The 21,358-nt window shown below is 68.5% G+C and carries 19 protein-coding genes; 13 read left to right on the forward strand and 6 right to left on the reverse strand.

The genetic code is table 11. The features are described from left to right. The first annotated feature begins 2 nt into the window (after window positions 1–2). Genes ACFQU0_RS15305 through ACFQU0_RS15315 form a run of 3 tightly spaced genes read left to right on the forward strand, consistent with a single transcriptional unit; the run spans window position 3 to window position 2,847 of the window. Entirely contained in the window at window positions 3–590 is a 588-nt protein-coding gene (locus ACFQU0_RS15305; RefSeq protein WP_382202270.1) for a DUF2799 domain-containing protein, read from the forward strand. Continuing rightward, entirely contained in the window at window positions 587–2,077 is a 1,491-nt protein-coding gene (locus ACFQU0_RS15310) for a DHA2 family efflux MFS transporter permease subunit (RefSeq protein WP_382202272.1), read from the forward strand. Before ACFQU0_RS15305 ends, ACFQU0_RS15310 begins: the two co-directional genes overlap by 4 nt. Window positions 2,078–2,082: 5 nt before the next feature. Then, window positions 2,083–2,847: a class II glutamine amidotransferase gene (locus tag ACFQU0_RS15315; protein WP_382202274.1), complete on the forward strand. Its 765-nt coding sequence runs from the start codon at window positions 2,083–2,085 to the stop codon at window positions 2,845–2,847. A 1-nt stretch (window position 2,848) separates the two neighbouring features. Here the strand turns inward: ACFQU0_RS15315 and ACFQU0_RS15320 are convergent, their stop codons facing one another. The 5 genes from ACFQU0_RS15320 to ACFQU0_RS15340 form a co-directional block, all read right to left on the reverse strand. Next, window positions 2,849–3,058: a DUF2788 domain-containing protein gene (locus ACFQU0_RS15320; RefSeq protein WP_382202276.1), complete on the reverse strand. Its 210-nt coding sequence runs from the start codon at window positions 3,056–3,058 to the stop codon at window positions 2,849–2,851. Next, window positions 3,058–3,900, reverse strand: coding sequence for a DUF2189 domain-containing protein (locus ACFQU0_RS15325; RefSeq protein WP_382202277.1), 843 nt, complete (start codon window positions 3,898–3,900; stop codon window positions 3,058–3,060). The genes ACFQU0_RS15320 and ACFQU0_RS15325 overlap by 1 nt, the downstream gene beginning before the upstream one ends. A gap of 60 nt (window positions 3,901–3,960) precedes the next feature. After that, the gene (locus ACFQU0_RS15330) at window positions 3,961–5,625 is read right to left on the reverse strand and encodes a response regulator (protein WP_382202279.1); all 1,665 of its coding nucleotides are present in this window, start codon (window positions 5,623–5,625) and stop codon (window positions 3,961–3,963) included. A 62-nt stretch (window positions 5,626–5,687) separates the two neighbouring features. Then, a complete protein-coding gene (locus ACFQU0_RS15335) occupies window positions 5,688–6,566 on the reverse strand; it encodes an NUDIX hydrolase (RefSeq protein ID WP_382202281.1) in 879 nt (292 codons plus the stop codon). A 32-nt stretch (window positions 6,567–6,598) separates the two neighbouring features. Then, window positions 6,599–6,931: an ArsR/SmtB family transcription factor gene (locus ACFQU0_RS15340; RefSeq protein WP_382202322.1), complete on the reverse strand. Its 333-nt coding sequence runs from the start codon at window positions 6,929–6,931 to the stop codon at window positions 6,599–6,601. Between the two features lie 157 nt (window positions 6,932–7,088). Here ACFQU0_RS15340 and ACFQU0_RS15345 point away from each other — a divergent pair, with 157 nt between their 5' ends. From ACFQU0_RS15345 to ACFQU0_RS15380, 8 genes are all read left to right on the forward strand, one after another. Continuing rightward, on the forward strand, window positions 7,089–8,165 hold the full coding sequence (locus tag ACFQU0_RS15345) for an efflux RND transporter periplasmic adaptor subunit (protein WP_382202283.1): 1,077 nt from the start codon (window positions 7,089–7,091) through the stop codon (window positions 8,163–8,165). 14 nt (window positions 8,166–8,179) lie between these two features. After that, entirely contained in the window at window positions 8,180–11,413 is a 3,234-nt protein-coding gene (locus ACFQU0_RS15350) for an efflux RND transporter permease subunit (RefSeq protein ID WP_382202285.1), read from the forward strand. Window positions 11,414–11,449: 36 nt separating this feature from the next. Continuing rightward, on the forward strand, window positions 11,450–11,659 hold the full coding sequence (locus tag ACFQU0_RS15355) for a YgaP family membrane protein (protein ID WP_382202287.1): 210 nt from the start codon (window positions 11,450–11,452) through the stop codon (window positions 11,657–11,659). A gap of 13 nt (window positions 11,660–11,672) precedes the next feature. Then, entirely contained in the window at window positions 11,673–13,031 is a 1,359-nt protein-coding gene (locus tag ACFQU0_RS15360; RefSeq protein ID WP_382202289.1) for a TolC family protein, read from the forward strand. 11 nt (window positions 13,032–13,042) lie between these two features. Further along, complete coding sequence (locus ACFQU0_RS15365) at window positions 13,043–14,053, forward strand: SLAC1 anion channel family protein (RefSeq protein ID WP_382202291.1); 1,011 nt, start codon at window positions 13,043–13,045, stop codon at window positions 14,051–14,053. Between the two features lie 7 nt (window positions 14,054–14,060). Next, window positions 14,061–14,483 carry a rhodanese-like domain-containing protein gene (locus tag ACFQU0_RS15370; RefSeq protein WP_382202292.1) on the forward strand — a complete coding sequence of 141 codons (423 nt, stop codon included), beginning with the start codon at window positions 14,061–14,063 and terminating at the stop codon, window positions 14,481–14,483. Continuing rightward, entirely contained in the window at window positions 14,480–15,220 is a 741-nt protein-coding gene (locus tag ACFQU0_RS15375; protein ID WP_382202294.1) for a Crp/Fnr family transcriptional regulator, read from the forward strand. Before ACFQU0_RS15370 ends, ACFQU0_RS15375 begins: the two co-directional genes overlap by 4 nt. A gap of 76 nt (window positions 15,221–15,296) precedes the next feature. Next, window positions 15,297–15,770 carry an acyl-CoA thioesterase gene (locus ACFQU0_RS15380; RefSeq protein ID WP_382202296.1) on the forward strand — a complete coding sequence of 158 codons (474 nt, stop codon included), beginning with the start codon at window positions 15,297–15,299 and terminating at the stop codon, window positions 15,768–15,770. A gap of 18 nt (window positions 15,771–15,788) precedes the next feature. On the opposite strand, the gene ACFQU0_RS15385 is transcribed toward ACFQU0_RS15380, so the two are convergent. Next, a complete protein-coding gene (locus tag ACFQU0_RS15385) occupies window positions 15,789–16,337 on the reverse strand; it encodes a lipocalin family protein (RefSeq protein WP_382202298.1) in 549 nt (182 codons plus the stop codon). Window positions 16,338–16,392: 55 nt separating this feature from the next. Here ACFQU0_RS15385 and ACFQU0_RS15390 point away from each other — a divergent pair, with 55 nt between their 5' ends. Further along, entirely contained in the window at window positions 16,393–18,795 is a 2,403-nt protein-coding gene (locus ACFQU0_RS15390) for a Lon protease family protein (protein WP_382202300.1), read from the forward strand. Further along, the gene (locus ACFQU0_RS15395; RefSeq protein WP_382202302.1) at window positions 18,792–21,335 is read left to right on the forward strand and encodes a cation-translocating P-type ATPase; all 2,544 of its coding nucleotides are present in this window, start codon (window positions 18,792–18,794) and stop codon (window positions 21,333–21,335) included. Before ACFQU0_RS15390 ends, ACFQU0_RS15395 begins: the two co-directional genes overlap by 4 nt. The last annotated feature ends 23 nt before the right edge of the window (window positions 21,336–21,358 follow it).

Genomic DNA, 21,358 nt, shown 5'->3' on the forward strand with positions numbered 1-21,358 from the left:
ACATGGCTCTGAACACACCCTCCCTGCGCCTGGCATGCGCGCTCCTGGCCAGCGGCCTGCTGCTGGCCGGCTGTGCCACGCTGGATGCAGACGAATGCAAAGCCGCCGACTGGCGGCAGATCGGCCGCAGCGACGGCGAGCGCGGGTATGGCACGGGCCGGCTGGACGAGCACCGCAAGGCCTGTGCCGAACACGGCATCACCCCCAACGCCGACCGCTACTGGCTGGGCCGTTCCGAAGGCCTGCAACACTACTGCAGGCTGGACAACGCCCTGCGCGTTGGCCGCGCCGGCCAGGGCTACCAGGGCGTGTGCCCACCCGCCATCGACGCCCACTTCCGCCAGTGGCACGCGGCCGCCTACGAGGTCTCGCGCATCCGCTCGGCCATGGACAGCGTGAACAATGAGATCGACCAGCACGAGCGCCGCCTGCGCCAACGCGACATCGATGACCGCGAACGCCAGCGGCTGCGCCAAACCATCCGTGAGCTGGACCGCCGCCGCGAGCGCCTGCGCAACGACCTGCACGACCAGGAGCGCCGGGTGGACCGCCTCACCCAGGACTGGCGTCCGGGCATGCCGCCCCGATGAGCGGACCCGCCGACCCCGGCTCGCTGGCCGCCTTGCAAGCCCAGCACGGCCCGCGCTACCGCTGGTTGCTGCTGATGGCGGTGATGGTGGGCACCATCGCCTCGGTGATGTCGTCCACCATCGTCAACGTCGCCATCCCGGACATGAGCCGCCACTTCACGCTGGGGCAAGACCGCGCGCAGTGGGTCACCTCGGGCTTCATGGCGGCCATGACGGCTTCCATGCTGACCACGCCCTGGCTGCTCTCGCGTTTTGGCTACCGCGCCGTGTACGCCGGCTGCATGTGGCTGTTGATGGCGGGTGGCCTGCTGGGCGGCCTGTCCAACGACTACACCTGGGTGCTCATCGCGCGGGTGGCCGAAGGCCTGGCCGCCGGCGTCGTGCAGCCCATCGCGGCCATCATCATCCTGCGCGCCTTCGCACCCCACGAGCAAGGCCGCGCCAGCGGGCTGTTTGGCACTGGGGTGGTGCTGGCACCGGCGCTGGGCCCCAGCGTGGGTGGCCTGTTGGTGGACTTTTTTGGCTGGCGCTCCATCTTCTTCATGGTCGTGCCCTTCTGCCTGGCCTCACTCTGGCTGGCTCGGCGCTACGTGCCCACGGGCGCGCCGGGCGGTGTGGCGGCCGGCCAGGACAACACCCGCCTGGACTGGCTGGGCCTGCTGCTGGCCACGCTGGGCACGGTATGTCTGCTCAATGGGCTGGTGGCGTTGAACGACAAGGGTGGCCACCAGAGCCTGCCGCTGCTGGGCGCTGCCGCCGCGCTGGTGCTGGGCTTTCTGGCCTGGCAGCGCCGGCTGGGGCGGCACCACACCGTGGGCGCCGTGCGCCCGTTGATGGACCTGAAGCTGTTCCAGCACCGCCAGTTCGCCATGGGCTGCCTGGTGTCGCTCACCTACGGCGCGGCCCTGTTCGGCTCCACCTACCTGTTGCCGGTCTACATGCAGGTGGGGCACCAGTTGGCTCCGGCGTTGGTAGGCACCATCCTGCTGCCGGCCGGCATGGTGCTGGCGCTGACCATCCCCGCCGTGGGCCACCTGGCCGACCACCAGCCCGCGCACCGGCTGGTCAGCGGCGGATTGCTGTTGCTGGCCGGCTCCTTCGCGCTGATGGTGACACTCAAGGAAAACACCCCGCTGATCTGGATGACCGCGTGGTCGGTGCTCGGCCGCATTGGCCTGGGCTTCATCCTGCCTTCGCTCAACCTGGGCGCCATGCGTGGCATGCCCCACGACACCATCTCGCAGGGCTCCAGCACCGTGAGTTTTGTGCGCATGCTGGGCGGCGCGGCGGGCGTGAGCCTGTGTGGCGTGGCGCTGCAATGGCGGCTCTCGGCCCACGGTGTGGCCTTGCACGACACCGCCCACGGCGCCGACCGGCTGGCCGCCTTCAACGAGGTGTTCCTGATGTTGGCGGGCGTGTGCACACTCGCTATGCTGGCGGCCTGGAAACTGCGCCCCACCACACCACACACCCCAGGGACAACATAACAACCATGTGCCAACTGCTCGGACTCAACTGCGCCACCCCCACCGACGCCAGCTTCAGCTTCACCGGTTTCTGCCAGCGCGGCGGCAACACCGGCGAACACGCCGACGGCTGGGGCATCGCCTTTTTTGAAGGGCGTGGGCTGCGCCACTTTGTGGACCACGAAAGCGCGGCCAACTCGCGCATGGCCGCCTTCCTGCAGACCTACCCGCTCAAGAGCAAAAACATCATCGCCCACGTGCGCAAGGCCACCATCGGTGAGGTGAGCCTGGAAAACGCCCACCCCTTTGTGCGCGAACTGTGGGGGCGCCACTGGGTGTTTGCCCACAACGGCGACCTCAAGGACTACTTTCCGCGCCTGCACACCCACTACCTGCCCGTGGGCAGCACCGACAGCGAACGGGCTTTTTGCTGGCTGATGCAGGAGCTGGCCAAATCGCACGCCGGCACGCCCAGCGTGGCCGAACTCACGCTCACGCTGCGCGAGCTGGTGCCCCAAGTGGCCCAGTTCGGGACCTTCAATTTTTTGTTGTCCAACGGCGAGGCGCTGTGGGCCCACTGCTCCACCAAGCTGCACTACCTGGTGCGCCAACACCCGTTTGCGCAGGCCACGCTGGTGGACCACGACTGGACGGTGAACTTCGCCGAACTCAACCAACCCGGCGACCGGGCGGCCGTGGTGGTGACCACGCCGCTGACCACCAACGAACAATGGACCGCGTTCGAACCCGGCGAGTTGAAGGTGTTTGTGGACGGCTTGCCGCAGGCTTGAGCTATTTTTCCAGCACCCACTGGATGACAAACTTGGCGGCAAAGCCCACCATGCCAAAGGCCAGGCCCAGGAACAACACAAAGGTGCCGAACTTGCCCGCCTTGGACTCCCATGCCAGCTGCCCGATGATGAACAGCATGTAGAGCATGAAGGCACCCACGCCAAACGTGAGGCCAAACCCGGCGATCTCCGCTTCGGTGTAGCCGAACATCAGCGGCCCTCCGCAACGTCGGTGAGCGCGTTGCGCTCGGGCAGGCCACTCACATCCACCAGGTCGCGGTAGGCATGCCAGCTCGCGTGGCCCAGTACCGGCATCACCACCACCAGGCCCAGCAGCAGCGTGGCCAGGCCAAACGTCACCAGCAACATGATGAGTGCGGCCCAGGCGGCCATGCACACCGGGTTGTCGGTCACACAGCGCCAGCTCGTCAACACCGCCACACGCAGGCTCACGCGGCGGTCAAGCAACAAGGGGATGGCCACCACACTGGAGGCAAAAATCGGCGCCGCCATGATGCCGCCGAGCACCAGCCAGAACTCGAACAGCCAGCCACCGTCGGCCAGCACCACGTGGCGCAAAAAGTCCACCGGGCTGAGGATGGGCACGGGCGCCAGCAAGGTGATGAGCGCGGCCGAGGTGAGCACCCAGCCGGTGGCCGACGCGCCCAGCAGGCTGCCAAACTGCACCAGACACCAGTAATCGTTGCCCCATTTGTTGCGGTGGCTGCGCTGCCAGTTGAGCCAGGTGCGCTGCACCAAAGCCAGGTCGGCCGGTTCACCCCGTTCGATGGCACGGCTCAGCGCGTACAGGCTGGTGGCCAGCACCGGCGCCACCACCATGAAGCCCGAAAAGGCGCCAGCCAGCCACCAGAACTGGTCGTGCGCGAACCACGCGATCAGGGCGCCAAAACCCATCATCGCAACGCCATGCAACAGGCTGAGCGGACCACAACGCCACATGTCGCGCCAGCCCAGCGCCAACCAGGCCAGGGGACGGGTCATGGCGACCTGGTGCACGGGGGGCAGATCGGCGTGAACGGGCGATGTGGGCATGGACAGGACGTTGGGGCAGGGGTTCGGCCCGAGTGTAGTCAATCGATCTGACGCGTCAGATCACGGCACGGGCACGGGTTCGCTGTCGGCAATGTCCATCACACGCAGGCTCACCCCGCCCGATTGGCGCAGGTTCTTGTCGCCGATGACCGGGCGCGACGCAAACGAGGCGTAGCGCACCCGCAAGGCCTGAATTTCGGTGGCCAGCGCGGGGGCGTCGTCGATGCGTGCCTCGTAGCGTTTGAGCACACCCCAGGCCGACTCGATGACCTTGGCGTTCTGGGTGTTCAGGGCATCGTCCCGCAGCTCCAGCACCGCCGCACGCGGGTTGCCTGCCAGGCTCTGGCGCATGGCTTTTTCAATCATGTGCAGCACCTGTGTCAGGGTGTCGCCCAGCCGCTCGGCGTAGGGCGGGTGGGCCACCGCCGCCTTGGCCAGCAGTTCGGTCAGGGCCTTGGAGGTGCAAAACCGCAGGCCGATGCGTTGCACGGCGGTGTCCACCTCGTCGAGCTGGATGGCGCGCTGCGCCATCTGCGACAGCAAGGTGAGCAGGTTGCAGGCGGCCTCGAAGTCGAAGCTGTCGTCGCCCACACTGGCGATCATGGCGCGCACCAACTCCAGCACCCGCGCGGTCTGATGCTCCAGCATTTGCATCAGGATGTCGATGACTTGGGTGAGCCGGCGCAGGCGCACCGACTTGTCGAAGCGGTCGGCCATGTTGCGGGCGTCGTCCAGGCAACGTTGCAAGCCCTTTTTGTCGTTGTTGGCCAGGCGCATGAAGGCCAGCAACACCAGCGACTGCGCGTCAAACATCTTCGAGTCCAGCCCCAGGCGCACCGCACGGCTGAGCATCTCCTCGGCCATCTTGGGGTCGCCACAGTAGTGGGCCAGCATGCCCAGGCGCTGCAAGCGCCCGATGGAGGCAGGCGTCATGTCGGCCGCCATCTTGTACGACACCATGGCGCTCTCGAATTGGCCCATCTCGATCTGCGCCCGGCCCATCACGTCGTAGGCATCGGCGTAGCCGGGCTCGGCGTTGATCAGGCCCTCCAGCGTGGTGCCGGCCTGTGTCACCTGGCCGGCTTCGATCTGCGCACGCGCCACCCCCAAGCGGGCCCAGGGCAGGGTTTTGGCGGCGATCACCGCCTCGTACAGCTTCTGGGCGTCGGCAAAACGTTCCAACCGCAACAACAGCTCCGCCCCCACCCGCGCGGCGTAGAGCCAGAACTCGCCGCGTTGCTCGAAGCGCTCCAGGCACAGGTCGGCCGCTTGTTCGAAGGCCTGTTTTTCGACGGCCGCGAAGATGGCTTGCAGCGACACCTTGCGGCGCCGGGCCTGGTGCAGGCGGGCATCCAGCTGGGCCGCGGTGTAGGGTTTGAGCAGGTAGGCATCCAGCGCCGACTCGGCGGCCTCGGCCACCTTGGCGTACGAGGCCTCGCCGGTGGCCATGATGAAGATGGTGGCAAAGGGCAGCAGGCCGCTGCGGCGCAGGTCGTCCAGCAGGTCCTGGCCGGTGACGTTGTCGTTGGGAAAATGCTGCTCGCAGATCACCACATCGAAGCTGCGAAATTCCAGCTGGCGACGCGCATCGGCAATGCGCGAGGCCTGCAAGACCTGGCGCAACCCCAGGTCACGCAGTTGCGACACCAGGATGGAACGCGACACGGGGTTGCCATCAACCACCAGGGCCGAGCCGTCGCGCAGATCGTTTTTCAGTTTGCTCATGGGAAAAGCTTGCGCCCAATGTAACCACCGGCGGGCGCCAGCACAACCGCCGCCGCCAGTGCCTAAGGCAAGAGGGCGGCCAGGCCACCTTCGGGCTCAAAGCGCCCGTTGCGATGCAGCAACCGTGTGGGGCCGTCCCACACCGGCTCGCGCACGCTGTGGCGCGCGTCGCCGGGGTAACAGATCACACGCACACCCTCGTGGTCGTGGGGTTCGGGCTGGACCAGCGCTGGCCCCGCCTGGCGCGCGGCCTCCAGCAAGCCATCGACCTGCGTGTGGCGGGCCAATTGCGACAGGCTCATGATCTGCGGCGGCGCCAGGTCAATCGCTCCGTCCCAATAGCGTTGCAGCGCCTCATGCGGCGTCAGCCAGACGGCCTCCGTGGCCTCGTGGTCATCGTGTTGTGCGTCCTGATCGGCCGGCGCACGGGCGACAAAAAAACGGGTGTCGAAACGCTTGCGCGTGACCGAGGCCAGGCGCGGTGTGATCCAGCGCGACCAGGGCACCAGGCTGGCGGTGGGGGCACGCAGCCCCTGCGCGGCCAAGGCGTCCATCAGCGATCGGCCTTCGGCCAGGCGGTGGCGCATGGCGGCCAAACCCGCCGCATCCAACTGGGCCCCAGGCAGCACGCCACACTCTTCCAGCGTTTCGCGCAGCGCCGCAAGGTACAGGCCCACAGCGGTGTCCACGGGTGTGTCGGGTTCGGCCAACTCGGCCCGCAGGTGTTCGGCCTCGCGGTCCAGGTGCTGGGCGGCGGCGCCCAGATCGGTCGGGTCCAGCTTGCCACCGGGGAACACGTAGACACCGCCCAGCTCGGCCGAGTCGCCGTGGCGGCGCATCATCAGCACCTCCAGCCCGGCCGGGGCATCGCGCAGCAACATGACGGTGGCGGACGGCAGCGGCGCGCCGTCCAGGGCGGTGAGGTGGATGTCGAGGGCCATGGCCCGATTGTGGCGCGGGATCGGCGCCCGGCTCAGCCGCCGAAAGCCTTGCGGCTGGCGACCGCGCGGTCCAGGCGGCGCGCGATGTTGCCACACACCAGATCGCACAGCGCATAGACGGACTCATCGGCGATGCGGTAGTACACGCTGGTGCCACGCCCTTCGCGGGCCACCAGGCCCTGCTGCATCAGCACCGCCAGGTGGCGCGAGATGTTGGCCGCGGTGAAGCCGCAGAGCTGGGCCAGCTCGCCCACGTTGCGTTCGCCCTGGCGCAACCAGTTGAGGATGTGCAAGCGCGTGGGTTCTGACAAAGCCTGAAAGTAAGTTGCCACTTCACCAATCGCCTCGGGCGGCAGGTGCGCCATGTCGGGCGTGCACTCGGGGGTGGGGGTGGTGGGGGTCATGGGTGGCTTTCAATGCCTTGCAAGCGGCTGGGATTTCATTGTATCATTGCGCAATTAATCAATCAATTAAATATTGATGTTCGGATTTTTTGGCGACCACCCGTCCCCGGAGCACCCCATGTACACACACACCACCGCCCTGTCGCTGCTGCTGGGCCTGGCCAGCCTGCTGGCCGCCGGCCCCGTCCTGTCCAACGGCCTGGCCACCACCCCCGTGACCGCCCAGGGCGGTGCTGGCGCCGCTGTATCGCTCAACGCCGTGGTCGAGGCGGTGCGCCAGACCACGCTGTCGGCCCAGGTGCCGGGGGCCATCGTGGCGCTGCGCGTCAAGGCGGGCGACACGGTCAAGGCCGGGCAGGAATTGCTGCGCATCGACGCCCGCGCAGCGCAGCAAAACGTGGCCGGCAGCGCCGCACAGGTCGAGGCCGCACAGGCTTCGCTGAACGTGGCCGCCACCGAATACGAACGCCAGCAGCAGCTGTTTGCCAAGAACTACATCAGCCAGGGTGCGCTCGACCGCGCACAGGCCCAGTACCGCGCCGCCCAGGCGCAGGTGAACGCCTTGCAGGCACAAACCCGCGCGGCGCAGACGCAGTCGGGCTTTTTTGTGCTCAACGCGCCCTACGCTGGCGTGGTGAGCGAGGTGCCGGTGACGCTGGGCGACATGGCCATGCCGGGCCGCCCGCTGATCACCCTGCACGACCCCAGCGCGCTGCGCGTGACGGCCGCCGTGCCCCAGACCCTGCTGAACGGCCTGGGCCAAAGCCCCCAGGGCGTGCGTTTCGAAATTCCCGGCCTGCCCACGCTCAACGGCCCGCAGGCGGCCACCCAGGTGCAACTGCTGCCAACGGTGGACGCGGCCACCCACACGGCCCAGTTGCGGGTGTCTTTGCCCGACAACCTGCGTGGCATCGTGCCCGGCATGTTCGCCCGGGTGTGGCTGCCGGCCGCGCAGCCAGGGGTTGGCACACCCCAACCCAGCCTGTGGGTGCCGGCCAGCGCCGTGGTGCGCCGGGGCGAGATGACCGGCGTCTATGTGCTGGACGACAAAGGCGCCGCCCGCCTGCGCCAGGTGCGCCTGGGCGCACCCAGCGGCACACAGGTGGAAGTGCTCAGCGGCCTGAGCGCCGGTGAACCGGTGGCCACCGATGCGCAGGCCGCGGCCCGCGCCACCACGCCGGCAGCCGCCCGCTGAGCCGAGGACACACCATGAACACCCCCGAACGCATGGGCATCTCGGGCCGCATCGCCGGCCTGTTCCAGAGCGCGCAGATCACGCCGCTGTTGGCGCTGGTGGCACTGCTGCTGGGCATCTTCGCGGTGCTGGTCACGCCACGTGAAGAAGAGCCACAAATCAACGTGACCATGGCCAACGTCATCGTGCCCTTCCCCGGTGCTTCGGTGCGCGACGTGGAGGCGATGGTGGCCACACCGGGCGAACAGGTGTTGTCGCAGATCGCTGGCGTGGAACACATCATGTCGGTGTCGCACCCCGGTTTGGCGGTGCTGACGGTGCAGTTCGAGGTGGGCGTGCCGCGCACCGAAGCCCTGGTGCGCCTGCACGACACCATACGCGCCAACGCCGACTGGCTGCCACGCAACCTGGGCGTGCTCGACCCCATCATCAAACCCAAGGGCATCGACGACGTGCCCATCGTCAGCCTGACGCTGTTCAGTCAGGATGCCGACGCCACCGCGTTTGACCTGGAGCGTGTGGCACACAGCATCGAGACCGAGATCAAGCGTGTGCCCGGCACCCGCGAGGTGGTGACCATCGGTGGACCTGGCCGTGTGGTGCGGGTGGCCATCGATCCGGCGCGCATGAACGGCACGGGTGTGACGGTGCATGAGTTGCGCCAGGCCCTGCAATCGGCCAACCTGGGCCTGCCCGTGGGCGAGCTGCTGGGCGCCAACCAGAGTGTGGCCATCGAGGCCGGCCCCTACCTGTCGCGCGCCAGCGAGGTGGCCGACCTGGTGGTCAGCGTGCGCGGCGGCAAGCCGGTGTTTCTGAAAGACGTGGCCGAGGTCAGCGACGGCCCCCTGCCCGCTGCCAGCTACGTGTGGCATGGCACGGCGCAAGCCAACGGCAGTACCGAACACACCGCCGTCACGCTGGCCATCACCAAGAAGCCGGGTGAAAACGCCATCGACGTGGCCAACGCGGTGATGCAGCGTGTGGACGCGTTGCGCAACACCGTCATCCCGGACAACGTGCAGGTGGCCGAAACGCGCAACTACGGCGCCACCGCCAACGACAAGGCGCAGCAACTCATCAAGAAGCTGCTGTTCGCCACCGCCTCGGTGGTGGCGCTGGTGTTCATCCCCCTGGGCAAACGCGAGGCCGCCATCGTGGGTGCGGCCGTCATCCTCACACTCACGGTCACACTGTTCGCCTCCTGGGCCTGGGGTTTCACGCTCAACCGGGTGTCGCTGTTCGCGCTCATCTTCTCCATCGGCATCCTGGTGGACGACGCCATCGTGGTGGTGGAAAACATCCACCGCCACCAGCAGCTGTTCCCCGGCAAAACGCTGGCCGAGATCATCCCCGGCGCGGTGGACGAGGTGGGTGGCCCCACCATCCTGGCCACGCTGACCGTGATTGCGGCCCTGCTGCCCATGGCCTTTGTGAGCGGCCTCATGGGCCCCTATATGAGCCCCATCCCCATCAACGCCAGCATGGGCATGCTGTTGTCGCTGGCCATTGCCTTTGTGGTCACGCCCTGGCTGGCGCGGCTGTGGATGAAGGCCCACCCGGGCGGTGAACACGCGGATGGCACCCCCACCCACAGCGGCATCAGCGCCAAGCTCGCACCCCTGTTCGAACGTGTGTTCCAGCCCCTGCTCGACGACCAGCGCGGTGGCCGCAACCGCAAGCTGCTGGGCCTGGGTGTGGCCTTGCTGATTGCCCTGTCGGTGGCGCTGCCCGCCTCCGGCCTGGTGCTGCTCAAGATGCTGCCCTTCGACAACAAGTCGGAGTTCCAGGTGGTGGTGGACATGCCCGCGGGCACACCGGTGGAAAAAACCGCCGCCGTGCTGCGCGAACTGGGCGCCCACCTGGCGAAGCAGCCCGAGGTGACCGACTACCAGGCCTACGCCGGCACCGCCGCACCCATCAACTTCAACGGGCTGGTGCGCCAGTACTACCTGCGCGCCGGAGGGCATGTGGGCGACATCCAGGTCAACCTGGTGGACAAGGCCCAGCGCAAAGACCAGAGCCACGCCATCGCCACCCGCGTGCGGCCTGAGCTGCAAAACATCGGTGCGCGTTTTGGCGCCAACGTGAAGGTGGTGGAAGTGCCGCCCGGCCCGCCCGTGCTCTCGCCCATCGTGGCCGAAATTTATGGCCCGGAGTCCGACGGCCGACGCGAGGTGGCGAAAGCCGTGCGCGCCGTGTTCGAAAAAACCGCCAACGTGGTGGACGTGGACGACAGCAGCATCGCCAGCGCACCCCGCAAGCTGCTGGTGGTGGACCGCCGCAAGGCCGGCTTGCTGGGTGTGCCCCAGGCCGCCATCGTGAGCACGCTGCGCGCAGGCCTCACGGGCGAGGCCGTGACCCACCTGCACGAAGGCAGCAAGTACCCCGTGTCGGCCTACATCCAGTTGCCCCCCGAGCGCCACGGCGACCTCGACGCCTTGCTGCAACTCAGCGTGCGCGCGTCTTCGGGCCAGGCCGTGCCCATCCGCGAACTGGTGACCGTGAGCGACAGCGAACGCGAGCAACCGATCTACCACAAGGACTTGCTGCCGGTGAACTTTGTGGTGGCCGACATGGCCGGCCAGATCGACAGCCCGCTGTACGGCATGTTCCAGATGCGCAGCGAGATCAACGCCATCCAGGCCCCCGACGGCGGCCAGCTGGAGGAGTTCTTCATCAGCCAGCCGTCCGACCCCTGGCGCGGCTACGCCCTCAAGTGGGACGGTGAATGGCAGGTGACGTATGAAACCTTCCGCGACATGGGTGCCGCCTACGCCGTGGGCCTGGTGCTGATCTACCTGCTGGTGGTGGCGCAATTTGGCAGCTACCTCACGCCGCTGATCATCATGGCGCCCATCCCGCTGACCATCATCGGCGTGATGCCGGGCCACGCGCTGCTGGGCGCGCAGTACACCGCCACCAGCATGATCGGCATGATCGCGCTGGCCGGCATCATCGTGCGCAACTCCATCCTGCTCGTGGACTTCATCCACCTGCAAGTGCGCGAAGGCGTGCCCTTTAAAACCGCCATCGTGCAATCGGCCATCACACGCGCCCAGCCCATCATGCTGACCGGCCTGGCCGCCATGGCCGGCGCCTTCTTCATCCTGGACGACCCCATCTTCAACGGCCTGGCGATCTCGCTGATCTTCGGCATCTTCGTCTCCACCGTGCTCACCCTGGTGGTGATTCCCACGCTGTACTACGCGGCCTACCGCAAGCAACACGCGGCACCGGCCCAGGCCTGACTTCGATTTTTCAACCGCTTTTTTAGGAGCACTCTCATGACCACCTGGCAAACCGTTCGTGTCGTCGCTGGCGCCTTCATCCTCCTGTCCCTGGCCCTGGGCATTCCCGGCAGCCCCCTGTTTGTGAACCAGTGGTTCCTGGCCTTCACCGCTTTTGTCGGCGTCAACCTGCTGCAAAGCGGCCTGACCAAGTGGTGCCTTATGGAATCGATCCTGGCCAAACTCGGCCTCAAGCGCGCCGACTGACCGAGGCCACACCATGCACATCAAGCCACTTGGCGCCGCGCTGCTGCTGGCCTGGGGCGGTCTGGCCTCTGCGGGCACATTGCCGCAGGCCTGGTTGGCCGCCCGCCAGCACGACCCCGACATGGCCGTGGCCCAGGCCGCGCGCCAGACCGGCGACGCACGCCGCCAGCAAGCCCGTGCGCTGTGGCGCCCCACCGTGGGTGCCAGCGCCAGCGCTGGCCTCATGGGCGCGGACAACCGCATGGGTGGCGCCAGCTTTTCGGCGCCCGGCTTTGGTCAGGTGGACGGCGCGTCCTTCCGCAGCGCGGTGGACGCCGGCGCCGGCTACCGCTGGAGCGTGGGCGCACGCCTGCCGCTCTACAGTCCCGAGCGCACGGCACAAGCCCGCCAGCTCGAACTGGCGGGCGACGCCGGTGATCTGCAATGGGCCGCCACCGAGCAGCAACTGATGCTCAAGACCGCCGAGCGCTACCACGCCGTCGCCCTGGCGGGGGCGCACCTGCAACTGCTCAAACAGCAGCAGGTGTCGGTGGACAAGGCACTGGTCGAGGCGCAGGACCGCTTCAAGCTTGGCGACCAGCCCATCACCGACAGCCATGAAGCCCGCGCCCGCGCCGAAGCCCTGCGTGCACAGGTGCTGGCCGCCGAAGTGGACCAACAGGTGGCGCGCCGCGCCCTGGCCGACAGCACCGGCTGGAACGACGCAGCGATGGCCGACATGGCCCTGCCCAACGCAGCAACCACACTGGTCGGCGACCTGGCGGCCTGGCTGGAACGCGCCCGCGCGCAAAACCCGCAACTGCGCCAACAGGCCCTGGCCGTGGCCAATGCACAGCAGGAACTGGCCAAGGCCGAACGCGGCGCGGGCACCACGGTGGACCTGGTGGCCCAAGCCGGCCGCGACCACCTCAGTGGCAGCGGGCCGGGCACTGGTGCGCTGGGCAGTTCTGCCATGAGTGGCACGCAATACATGGCTGGCATCCAAGTCAACGTGCCGATCTACACCGGCGGGCAACGCGCTGCCCGCGCCCTGGAGCTGGCCGGTCAACTGCAACAAGCCCAGGCCGAGCTGGACCGCACGCAACAACAGATTGCGCAGCAAACCCGTGCCCTTTGGCTGCGGCTGCAAGCTGCAGAAGGTCGGGGTGCCGCGCTGCTGGCGGCGCGCGAAGCCAGCCTGGCGCGTCTGGACGCCACCCGTCTGGGCCGCCAGGTGGGCCACCGCACCACACTGGAACTGCTCAACGCCGAAAGCGACGCCAGCGCGGCCGAACTGGCGCTGACACAATGGCGCAGCGCCGTGGCGCTGGACCAGTTGCGCCTGTGGCAACTGGCCGGCGCGCTCGACGACACCAGCCTCTCAACGCACTGAAACCTCGCCCCATGACCGCCGCCCCCTCGCCCACCCCGCTCAAGTTCCTCGTGCCCGGCTGGTTTGCCATCGCCATGGGACTGTGTGGTCTGTCACTGGCCTGGTCGCGGGCGGTGCCCAGCCTGGGCGAACTGGCCGGCGCCATCGCGCTGGCGGTGGGTGCGCTCGCGCTGGCGGTGTTTGTGGTGCTGGGGGGCCTGTCGCTGCTGCGTCTGCAGCGCCACCCCGAGGCGGTGGTGGAGGACCTGCGCCATCCGATTCGACACGCCTTTGTGGCGGCCATCCCCGCGTCTGTGGTGCTGCTGGCCACCGTGGCCACCACCCTGACTGGCCCCTCCCAACTGGCGCTGGCGGTGTGGATGCTGGGTGCGGTGGCGCAGTTTGCCGTCACCGTGTGGGTGATGGCGCGCTGGCTCAAAGGCAACCGCGAAGGCGGCTTTGTCTGGGCCGGCATCACGCCGGTGCTGTTCATCCCCATCGTCGGCAACGTGCTCACGCCCCTGGCCGGTGTGGCGCTGGGCCAACCCGAATGGTCGGCCGCCCAGTTCGGTGTGGGCGTGGTCTTGTGGCCGGTCACGCTCATGCTGCTGGCGGTGCGCCTGGGGCAGATCGGCCTGTGGCCCGACCGCATGCTGGCGGCCACCTTCATCACCGTCGCGCCGCCGTCGGTGATCGGCCTGGGCGTGCTGCAGCTGGGTGCACCACCCCTGCTGGGCTGGGCCTTGTGGGGCCTGGGCCTGTTTTTCCTGTGCTGGTCGGCCACGCTGTTCAAACGCGTGGTGGCCCAGCCCTTCTCCATCGCCTTCTGGGGCCTGTCCTTTCCGCTGGCGGCCTTCACGGCGCTCACGCTGCGCCTGTCGGAAAACGCCGCCCCCGCCTTCGCCCACCTCGGCGTGGTGGTGCTGGCGCTCACCTCCATCGTCATCGCCGCCCTGGTGCTGGGCACGGTGCAAGGCCTGCGTCGCGGCAGCCTGCTGGTGGCCGAGCCGGCGCCGGCGGCCATGGTGCCCACCTCCGCCTGAGCCGCCCATGATGCCCACCCGCCGCTCCGTTTTCACTTGGCTGGTCACCTGCGGGTGGACGGTGTCATGGCCGGTGCTGGCCCAAGGCGGCCCGGCCGTGTCGCTGGAGGCCGCCCGCGCTGCCTTTGAGGCCGGCAAGGTGACGCTGATCGACATCCGCGAGCCCGACGAACACGCCACCGGTGTGGCCGCCGGCGCGCAGCTGCTGCCCATGCGCCAGCTGGCCGCGCGCCTGAACGAAATACCCAAAGACAGCAGCCGTCCGGTGCTGCTGATCTGCAACACCCAAAACCGCTCGCGTGCGGTGCAGCAGGCGCTGAAAGACCGTGGCTACCACCACGTGCAGTACGTCAACGGCGGCATGAGCGAATGGGCGCGACGGGGCTGGCCCATGGTCAAGCCGGGCGCCGCCAAGGGGCCACTGAAGTGAGCCCAGCCCACGCCCAGGTCATCCCGCTCTACCGGCAGGACAACAGCCACCCGCAGGCCCGCGTGTGTGCGCAGTGCGAGGTGCGGCGCTCGGCCTTGTTCGGCGCCCTCGACGAAGCCGGCCTGGACCAGATCCACAGCCACATCGCCTCGCTGACCCTGGCGCCTGGGGACACCGTGTACCAGCGCGGTGAACAGGGCGCGGCGGTCTACACCGTGCGCAGCGGCGTGGTGCGTTTCGAACGCGTCACCGAACGTGGCGACCGGCGCATCGTGCGCCTGGCCGGCGCGGGCGACCTGATTGGCCAGGAGAGCGTGGTTCAACGGGCACACGGTGACGACGCGGTGGCCTGCACCGAGGTCGAGCTGTGCCGCATCCCCTGCCATTTGCTCCATGAGATGAGCGCGCGCGAACCGGCCCTGTTGCACGAACTCATGCGCCGCTGGCAAAACGCGCTGGACGCGGCCGAGACCTGGGTGACGGACCTGACCACCGGCCCGGCGCGTCGCCGCATGCTGCGCCTGCTGCTCAAGCTGTGCGACTACACCAGCGCCCAGGGCGAGATCTGGCTGCCGTCGCGCGATGAGATGGGTGCCATGCTGGACATGTCGGTGGAAACCGCCAGCCGCCTGATCAGCGCCCTGCGGCGCGAAGGGGTGCTGCAAACGCCCGGCCTGCGCACGGTGCAGGTACAACGCGAGATGCTGGTGCGTGTGCTGACCGCCGAAGAGGCCTGACGGAGCCGGCATCCGTAGTTTCCGACCCCGCTGCCCCATCGGCCAACGGCGACAATGGCGGCGAAGGACACACGCCATGGAACTGCCCGCCCACCAACTGAGCATGACCGTGCTCATGACCCCGGACACCGCCAACTTTTCGGGCAAGGTGCATGGCGGCAGCCTGCTCAAGCTGCTCGACCAGGTGGCCTACGCCTGCGCCAGCCGCTACGCCGGCACCTATGCGGTCACGCTCAGCGTGGACCAGGTGGTGTTCCGCCAGCCCATCCATGTGGGCGAACTCGTCACCTTCCTGGCCTCGGTCAACCACACCGGCACCTCGTCCATGGAAATTGGCATCAAGGTGCTGGCCGAGAACATCCGCACACAGGAAACGCGGCACGTCAACAGCTGCTTCTTCACCATGGTGGCGGTGGACGACAGCGGCAAACCCCAGGCCGTGCCGCCGCTGCGGCCCTTCACGCCCGACGAGCGCCGCCGCCACGCGGCCGCCGAACTGCGCAAGACCATGCGCCGCGAGATGGAACAGCGTTTCGCCGCCATCCGCTAGGCGTCTGCGCGGCAGAACTCACCGGGAAGGCGAGCGTTCCAGGCGCTTCAGATCAAAGCCCTGCGCGGCCAGGCGCCCCAACAGCGCCTCGTAGGCGGCAGCGTCCACCTGCGGCGTGCGCGAGAGCACCCACAGGTAATCGCGTCCCGGCTCGCTGACCGCCACGAGCTGGTACGCGTCATCAAGGTCGATGACCCAGTAATCGCCCCACACCAGCGGCAGCCAGCCCAACCAGGCCGGCGCAAAACGCACCTTGAGCCGCGGCGAGTCGGCAGCGCCCAACTGGCGCGCTTCACCCAGCGCCTCGATCACCTCGCCCTCGGCCGTGCGGCAGCGGTTGAGCACCTCCACCCGGCCGTTGGCTTGCAAGGTGTAACGCGCGCTGGTGTCGGCCACACAGCGGCGCTGAAACACGTTGGGGTAACGCGCCACCTCGTGCCAGGTGCCCATGTAGCGGGCCACGTCCAGCGTGGCGATGGGTGCCAGCGGCGATTCCGCCCAGGCCACCGGAGCCAGGCACAGGCACAAAGCAAAAAAGGCAGCGTTGCAGCGCAGTCGCAGGGTCATGGCGGCATTGTCGGACAAGCGACGGCTTCGACGCCGCGCGGCGCACAATGGCCCCATGAGCCTGCAGCAACTTGCCCCCAACGACCTGCGCCTGCGCATTGCGCCCGAGACCCTGGGTTTTGCCGACACCAGCGGCCTGGCCGATCAACCCCTGCCCTGGATCGGCCAGGAGCGCGCGGAACAGGCGGCCCGCTTTGGCCTGCAGATGGACCTGCCCGACTACCACCTGTTTGTGCTGGGCGATGTGGGCAGCGGGCGCACCACCCTGATGCGACAGATGATGGAGGCGGTGGCGGCCACGCGCCCGGTGCCACCCGACCTGTGCTACCTGCACAACTTCGACGCGCCCGAACACCCGCGCGCCTTGCGCATGCCCGCGGGGCAAGGGCGCCTGCTGCGCCAGCTCATGACCCGCCTGAGCAAGACACTGCAGACCGACATCCCCAAGCGCCTGGCCGGGGCCGACTTCAAGGCCGAGGAAGAGCGTGTGGTGCGCGCCTACAAAACGCAGGAAGAGCACGCCTACGCCGAACTCAGCGCCTTTGCCGAGGCGCGCCATTTTGGCCTGATGCGCGATCAGGGCCACATGGTGTTTTCGTTGCGCAACGCGCAAGGCGCCTTGCTGACCGAAGCAGAGGCCCTGGCGCTGCCCAAAGAGCAGCGCAGCGAAATCGACCGCGCCGAAGAGGAACTGCGGCAGGCCATTGGCCGTTTCCTGGAGAACAACCGCGCCATGGAGCGCGTGATGAACGAGGGCCTGGCCGCGTTGCGCCGCCAGATGATCAAGCCCATGCTGGACCACGAGCTGCAGGACATGCGCAGCGAGCTGCGCAAGCAGATCAAGGACAGCGTGAAACTGGGCAACTACCTCGACCAGGTGCAACACGACGTGCTGGAAAACCTGGAGCTGTTCCAGCCCATGGAAGACGACGAGCCCACGCGCCTGGCCGCACTGGCCGAGGTGCTGGCGCGGCTGCGCGTCAACCTGGTGGTGGACAACCACGGCCGTGAGGGCGCGCCGGTGGTGGTGGAAGACAACCCGGTGTTCCGCCAGCTGTTCGGCTGCATCGAGTACCAGGCCGAGGAAGACGTGCTGAGCACCGACTTTTCGCGCATCCGCGCCGGCAGCCTGCTCAAGGCCCACGGCGGCTTTTTGATGCTGCACCTGCGCGACCTGCTCAGCGACGAACCGGTGTGGGAGAAACTGCGCCGCTTTTTGCGCAGCGGGCGGCTTCAGATCGAAGAGCCCACCACCATTTTCTCGCCCATGGCCACCGTGTCGCTGGAGCCCGAGCCGGTGGACGCCGACGTCAAGCTGGTGCTGATCGCCTCGGTGGAGGACTACTACGCGGTGCAGGAAGGCGACCCCGAATTCGCGCGCCGCTTCCGCTGCAAGGTGGACTTTGCCGACAGCTTTGCCGCCGAGGCCGCCACGCGCCAGGCCACCGCCATTTTTGTGGCCCACACCTGCCGCCGGCTGGGCTTGCCGCACTTCAGCGCGGCGGCCGTGGCGGCCCTGCTGGAAGACGCCCACCGCGAAGCCGAAGACCAGCGCCGCCAAAGCGCCATCTTTGCCCACACCGAGGTGTTGCTGATGGAAGCCGCCATGCTGGCGCGCCAGCGCGGCGCCAACCTGGTGGACGCCAACGACGTGGCCGCCGCGCGCCAGGCACGTGTGCACCGGCACAACGCGGTGGAGGAACGGCTGCTCGACACCCTCACCGACGGCGACCGACTCATGAGCCTGCAGGGCCACACCGTGGGCCAGGTCAACGGCCTCACGGTGATCGACCTGGGCGACCACGCCTTTGGCTTCCCGGTGCGGGTGAGCGCCCGCACCCACGCTGGCGACAAAGGCCTGGTCAACATCGAGCGCGAGGTCAAGCTCTCCGGCCCCATCCACGACAAAGGCGTGCTCATCCTGCACGGCCACCTGGCGTCGCTGTTCGAGCACATCGCGCCGCTGGCGCTCAACGCCTCGGTGGTGTTCGAGCAGGAGTACAACGGGGTCGAAGGCGATTCGGCCTCGTGCGCCGAGTTCTACGCCCTGCTGTCCAACCTGTCGGGGCTGGCCATCGACCAGTCGATTGCGGTCACGGGCGCCATCAACCAACACGGCGAGGTGCTGCCGGTGGGTGGCATCAACGAAAAAATCGAGGGCTGGTTCAAGGCCTGCGAACGGGCTGGGCTGACCGGGCACCAAGGGGTGTTGATCCCGGCACGCAACCGCCGCCACCTGATGCTGGACGCACGCGTGGTGGACGCCGTGGCGCGAGGCGCCTTCCACATCCACACCGCCGACACGGCCGCCGAAGGCCTGGCCTTGCTGACCGGCGCCGACTGCGGCACACGCGAGGCCGGCAGCTACCCACCCGACAGCGTGCTGGGCCGCGCGGAACAGACGCTGCTGGCCTACCGCCGCGCCTGCCAGGCCATGGCACAACCAAAGCAGACATGACCGACCCCACGAGCACACCAACGCAGGCTCCGACACCCACGCCGGCACCCACAGGCCTCAGCAGCGCCCAAGCCACCGAACGCCTGCGCACCGACGGCCCCAACGCCCTGCCCCGCGCGCCGCAGCGCACCACCTGGCGCATCACGCTGGAGGTGGCGCGCGAACCCATGTTTCAGTTGCTGGCCGCCGCCGTGGGCATTTACCTGCTGCTCGGCGAGCGCTCCGAGGCCCTGGTGTTGCTAGCGTTCCTGGCGGTCATCGTTGGCATCACGCTGGTGCAGGAGCGCCGCACCGAGCGCGTGCTGGAGGCCTTGCACGACATGACCAGCCCGCGCGCGCTGGTGTGGCGCGATGGCGAGCGGCAACGCGTGGCCGGCACCGAGCTGGTGGTGGGCGACCTCATCGAACTGGCCGAGGGCGACCGCGTGCCCGCCGACGCGCGGCTGATCCTGTCCAACGACCTGCGGGTGGACGAATCCCTGCTCAGCGGCGAATCGCTGCCGGTGGCCAAACAGGCCGGCAGCGCCACCGCCGGCACGGTGTTCGCGGGCACCCTGGTGGTGGCCGGCCAGGCCCGCGCCGAGGTGACCGCCACCGGCGTGCGCAGCGACATCGGCCGCATCGGCAAGGTGCTGGGCACCCTGCCCGTGGAGGCCACGCCGCTGCACCGGCAAACACGCCACATGGTGCGGTGGTTCTCGGTGTTGGGGCTGTTGGTGAGTGTGGTGGTGGGCTTGCTGTACGCCTGGGCCCTGGGCGACTGGTTGGGCGCGGCGCTGGCCGGCATCACCATGGCCATGGCCATGCTGCCACAGGAGTTCCTGCTGATCCTGACCGTGTTCATGGCCATGGGCGCGTACCGCCTCTCCAGCCACCGCGTGCTCACGCGACGCGCCGCCACCATCGAGGCGCTGGGCTCGGCCACGGTGTTGTGCACTGACAAGACCGGCACGCTCACCGTCAACCGCATGGCGATCGCACGGCTCGTGCGCCTGTCCGAGGACAGACCTCAGCACTGGGACGCCACCGACGGCGCGCTGCCCGAGCCCTTCCACGCCTTGCTGCGCCACGGCATCCTGGCGAGCGAGAACGACCCCTTCGACCCCATGGAGCGGGCCTTCCACACGCTGGGCAGTCAGCACCTGCCCGCCCCGCCCGAGGGCTGGACGCTGGTGCACGAATACGGCCTGAGCGCCGACTGCCCGGCCATGACCCACGTGTGGCAAGCCCCGGGTTCGCCCCACACCACGGTGGCCATCAAAGGCGCACCCGAAACCGTGGCGCGGTTGTGCCGGCTGCCCCCCGCTCAAGCCGACCTCTGGCTCGCTCAAGCGCAGGCGCTGGCGGCGCAAGGCCAGCGGGTGCTGGGCGTGGCACGAGCCGAATGGGGCACCGGCCAATGGCCGGCCACGCCCGAGGGCTTCGACTTCCAGCCGCTGGGCCTGGTGGCCCTGGCCGACCCACTGCGCGACAACGTGCCGCAAGCGGTGCGCGACTGCCAACAAGCCGGCATCCGCGTGGTGATGATCACCGGTGACCACCCGGTCACGGCCCAGGCCATTGCGCGGCAAGCGGGCATCGCCGGCGCCGAGGGTCTGTTGCTGGGCTCCCAGGTGGCGGCCCTGGACGACGCGGCCCTGCGCCAGGCGGTGGCGCACACGGCGGTGTTTGCGCGGGTGGCGCCTCAGCACAAGCTGCGCATCGTGGAAGCGCTCAAGGCCAACGGCGAGGTGGTGGCCATGACCGGCGATGGCGTCAACGACGCGCCCTCGCTGCGCGCCGCCCACATCGGCATTGCCATGGGCGGGCGCGGCACCGACGTGGCGCGCGAATCGGCCTCGCTGGTGCTGCTGGACGACGACTTCAGCACCCTGGTGCAGGCCATCCGGCTGGGCCGGCGCATATTCGACAACCTGGGCAAGGCCATGCGTTTTGTGCTGGCCGTGCACGTGCCCATCGCCGGCCTCACGCTGGTGCCCCTGGTGCTGGGCTGGCCGCTGCTGTTCACGCCCATGCACATCGCCTTCCTGGAGATCGTGATCGACCCGGTGGGCTCCATCGTGTTCGAGGCCGAGGAAGCCGAAAACGACCTCATGTTGCGCCCGCCGCGCCGGCCCGACGCGCCGCTGTTCGCGCCCGCGCTGATCGCCACCAGCCTGCTGCAGGGCAGCGTGGCGCTGCTGGGGGTGGGCGGCTTCTATGGGGTGTTGCTCGGGCACGCCTGGGCGGTGGACGAAGCCCGGGCCGCCGCGTTTGTGGCCCTGGTGTTGGCCAACCTGGCCCTGGTGCTGGCCAACCGCACGCGCCAGCCGCATTGGCGCGGCGCCTTCGGTGGCCACAACCGCGCGTTGCTGCTGACGGCGCTGCTCACACTGACCATGCTGGCGCTGGTGCTGGGCGTGCCGGCATTGCGCACGCTGTTCGGCTTTGCCCTGCCCGATGTGGCCACCCTGGGCCTCGCGCTGGCCGTTGGCGCCGGTGTGCTGCCGCTGCTGTGGGGGTTGCGGCACGCCCTGCGGCGCTGGGAAACGCCTGCCTGATACGGATTTGCATTCAGGCCCAG

This window comes from Hydrogenophaga defluvii, from assembly GCF_042665235.1.
GTDB lineage: Bacteria > Pseudomonadota > Gammaproteobacteria > Burkholderiales > Burkholderiaceae_C > Hydrogenophaga > Hydrogenophaga defluvii_A.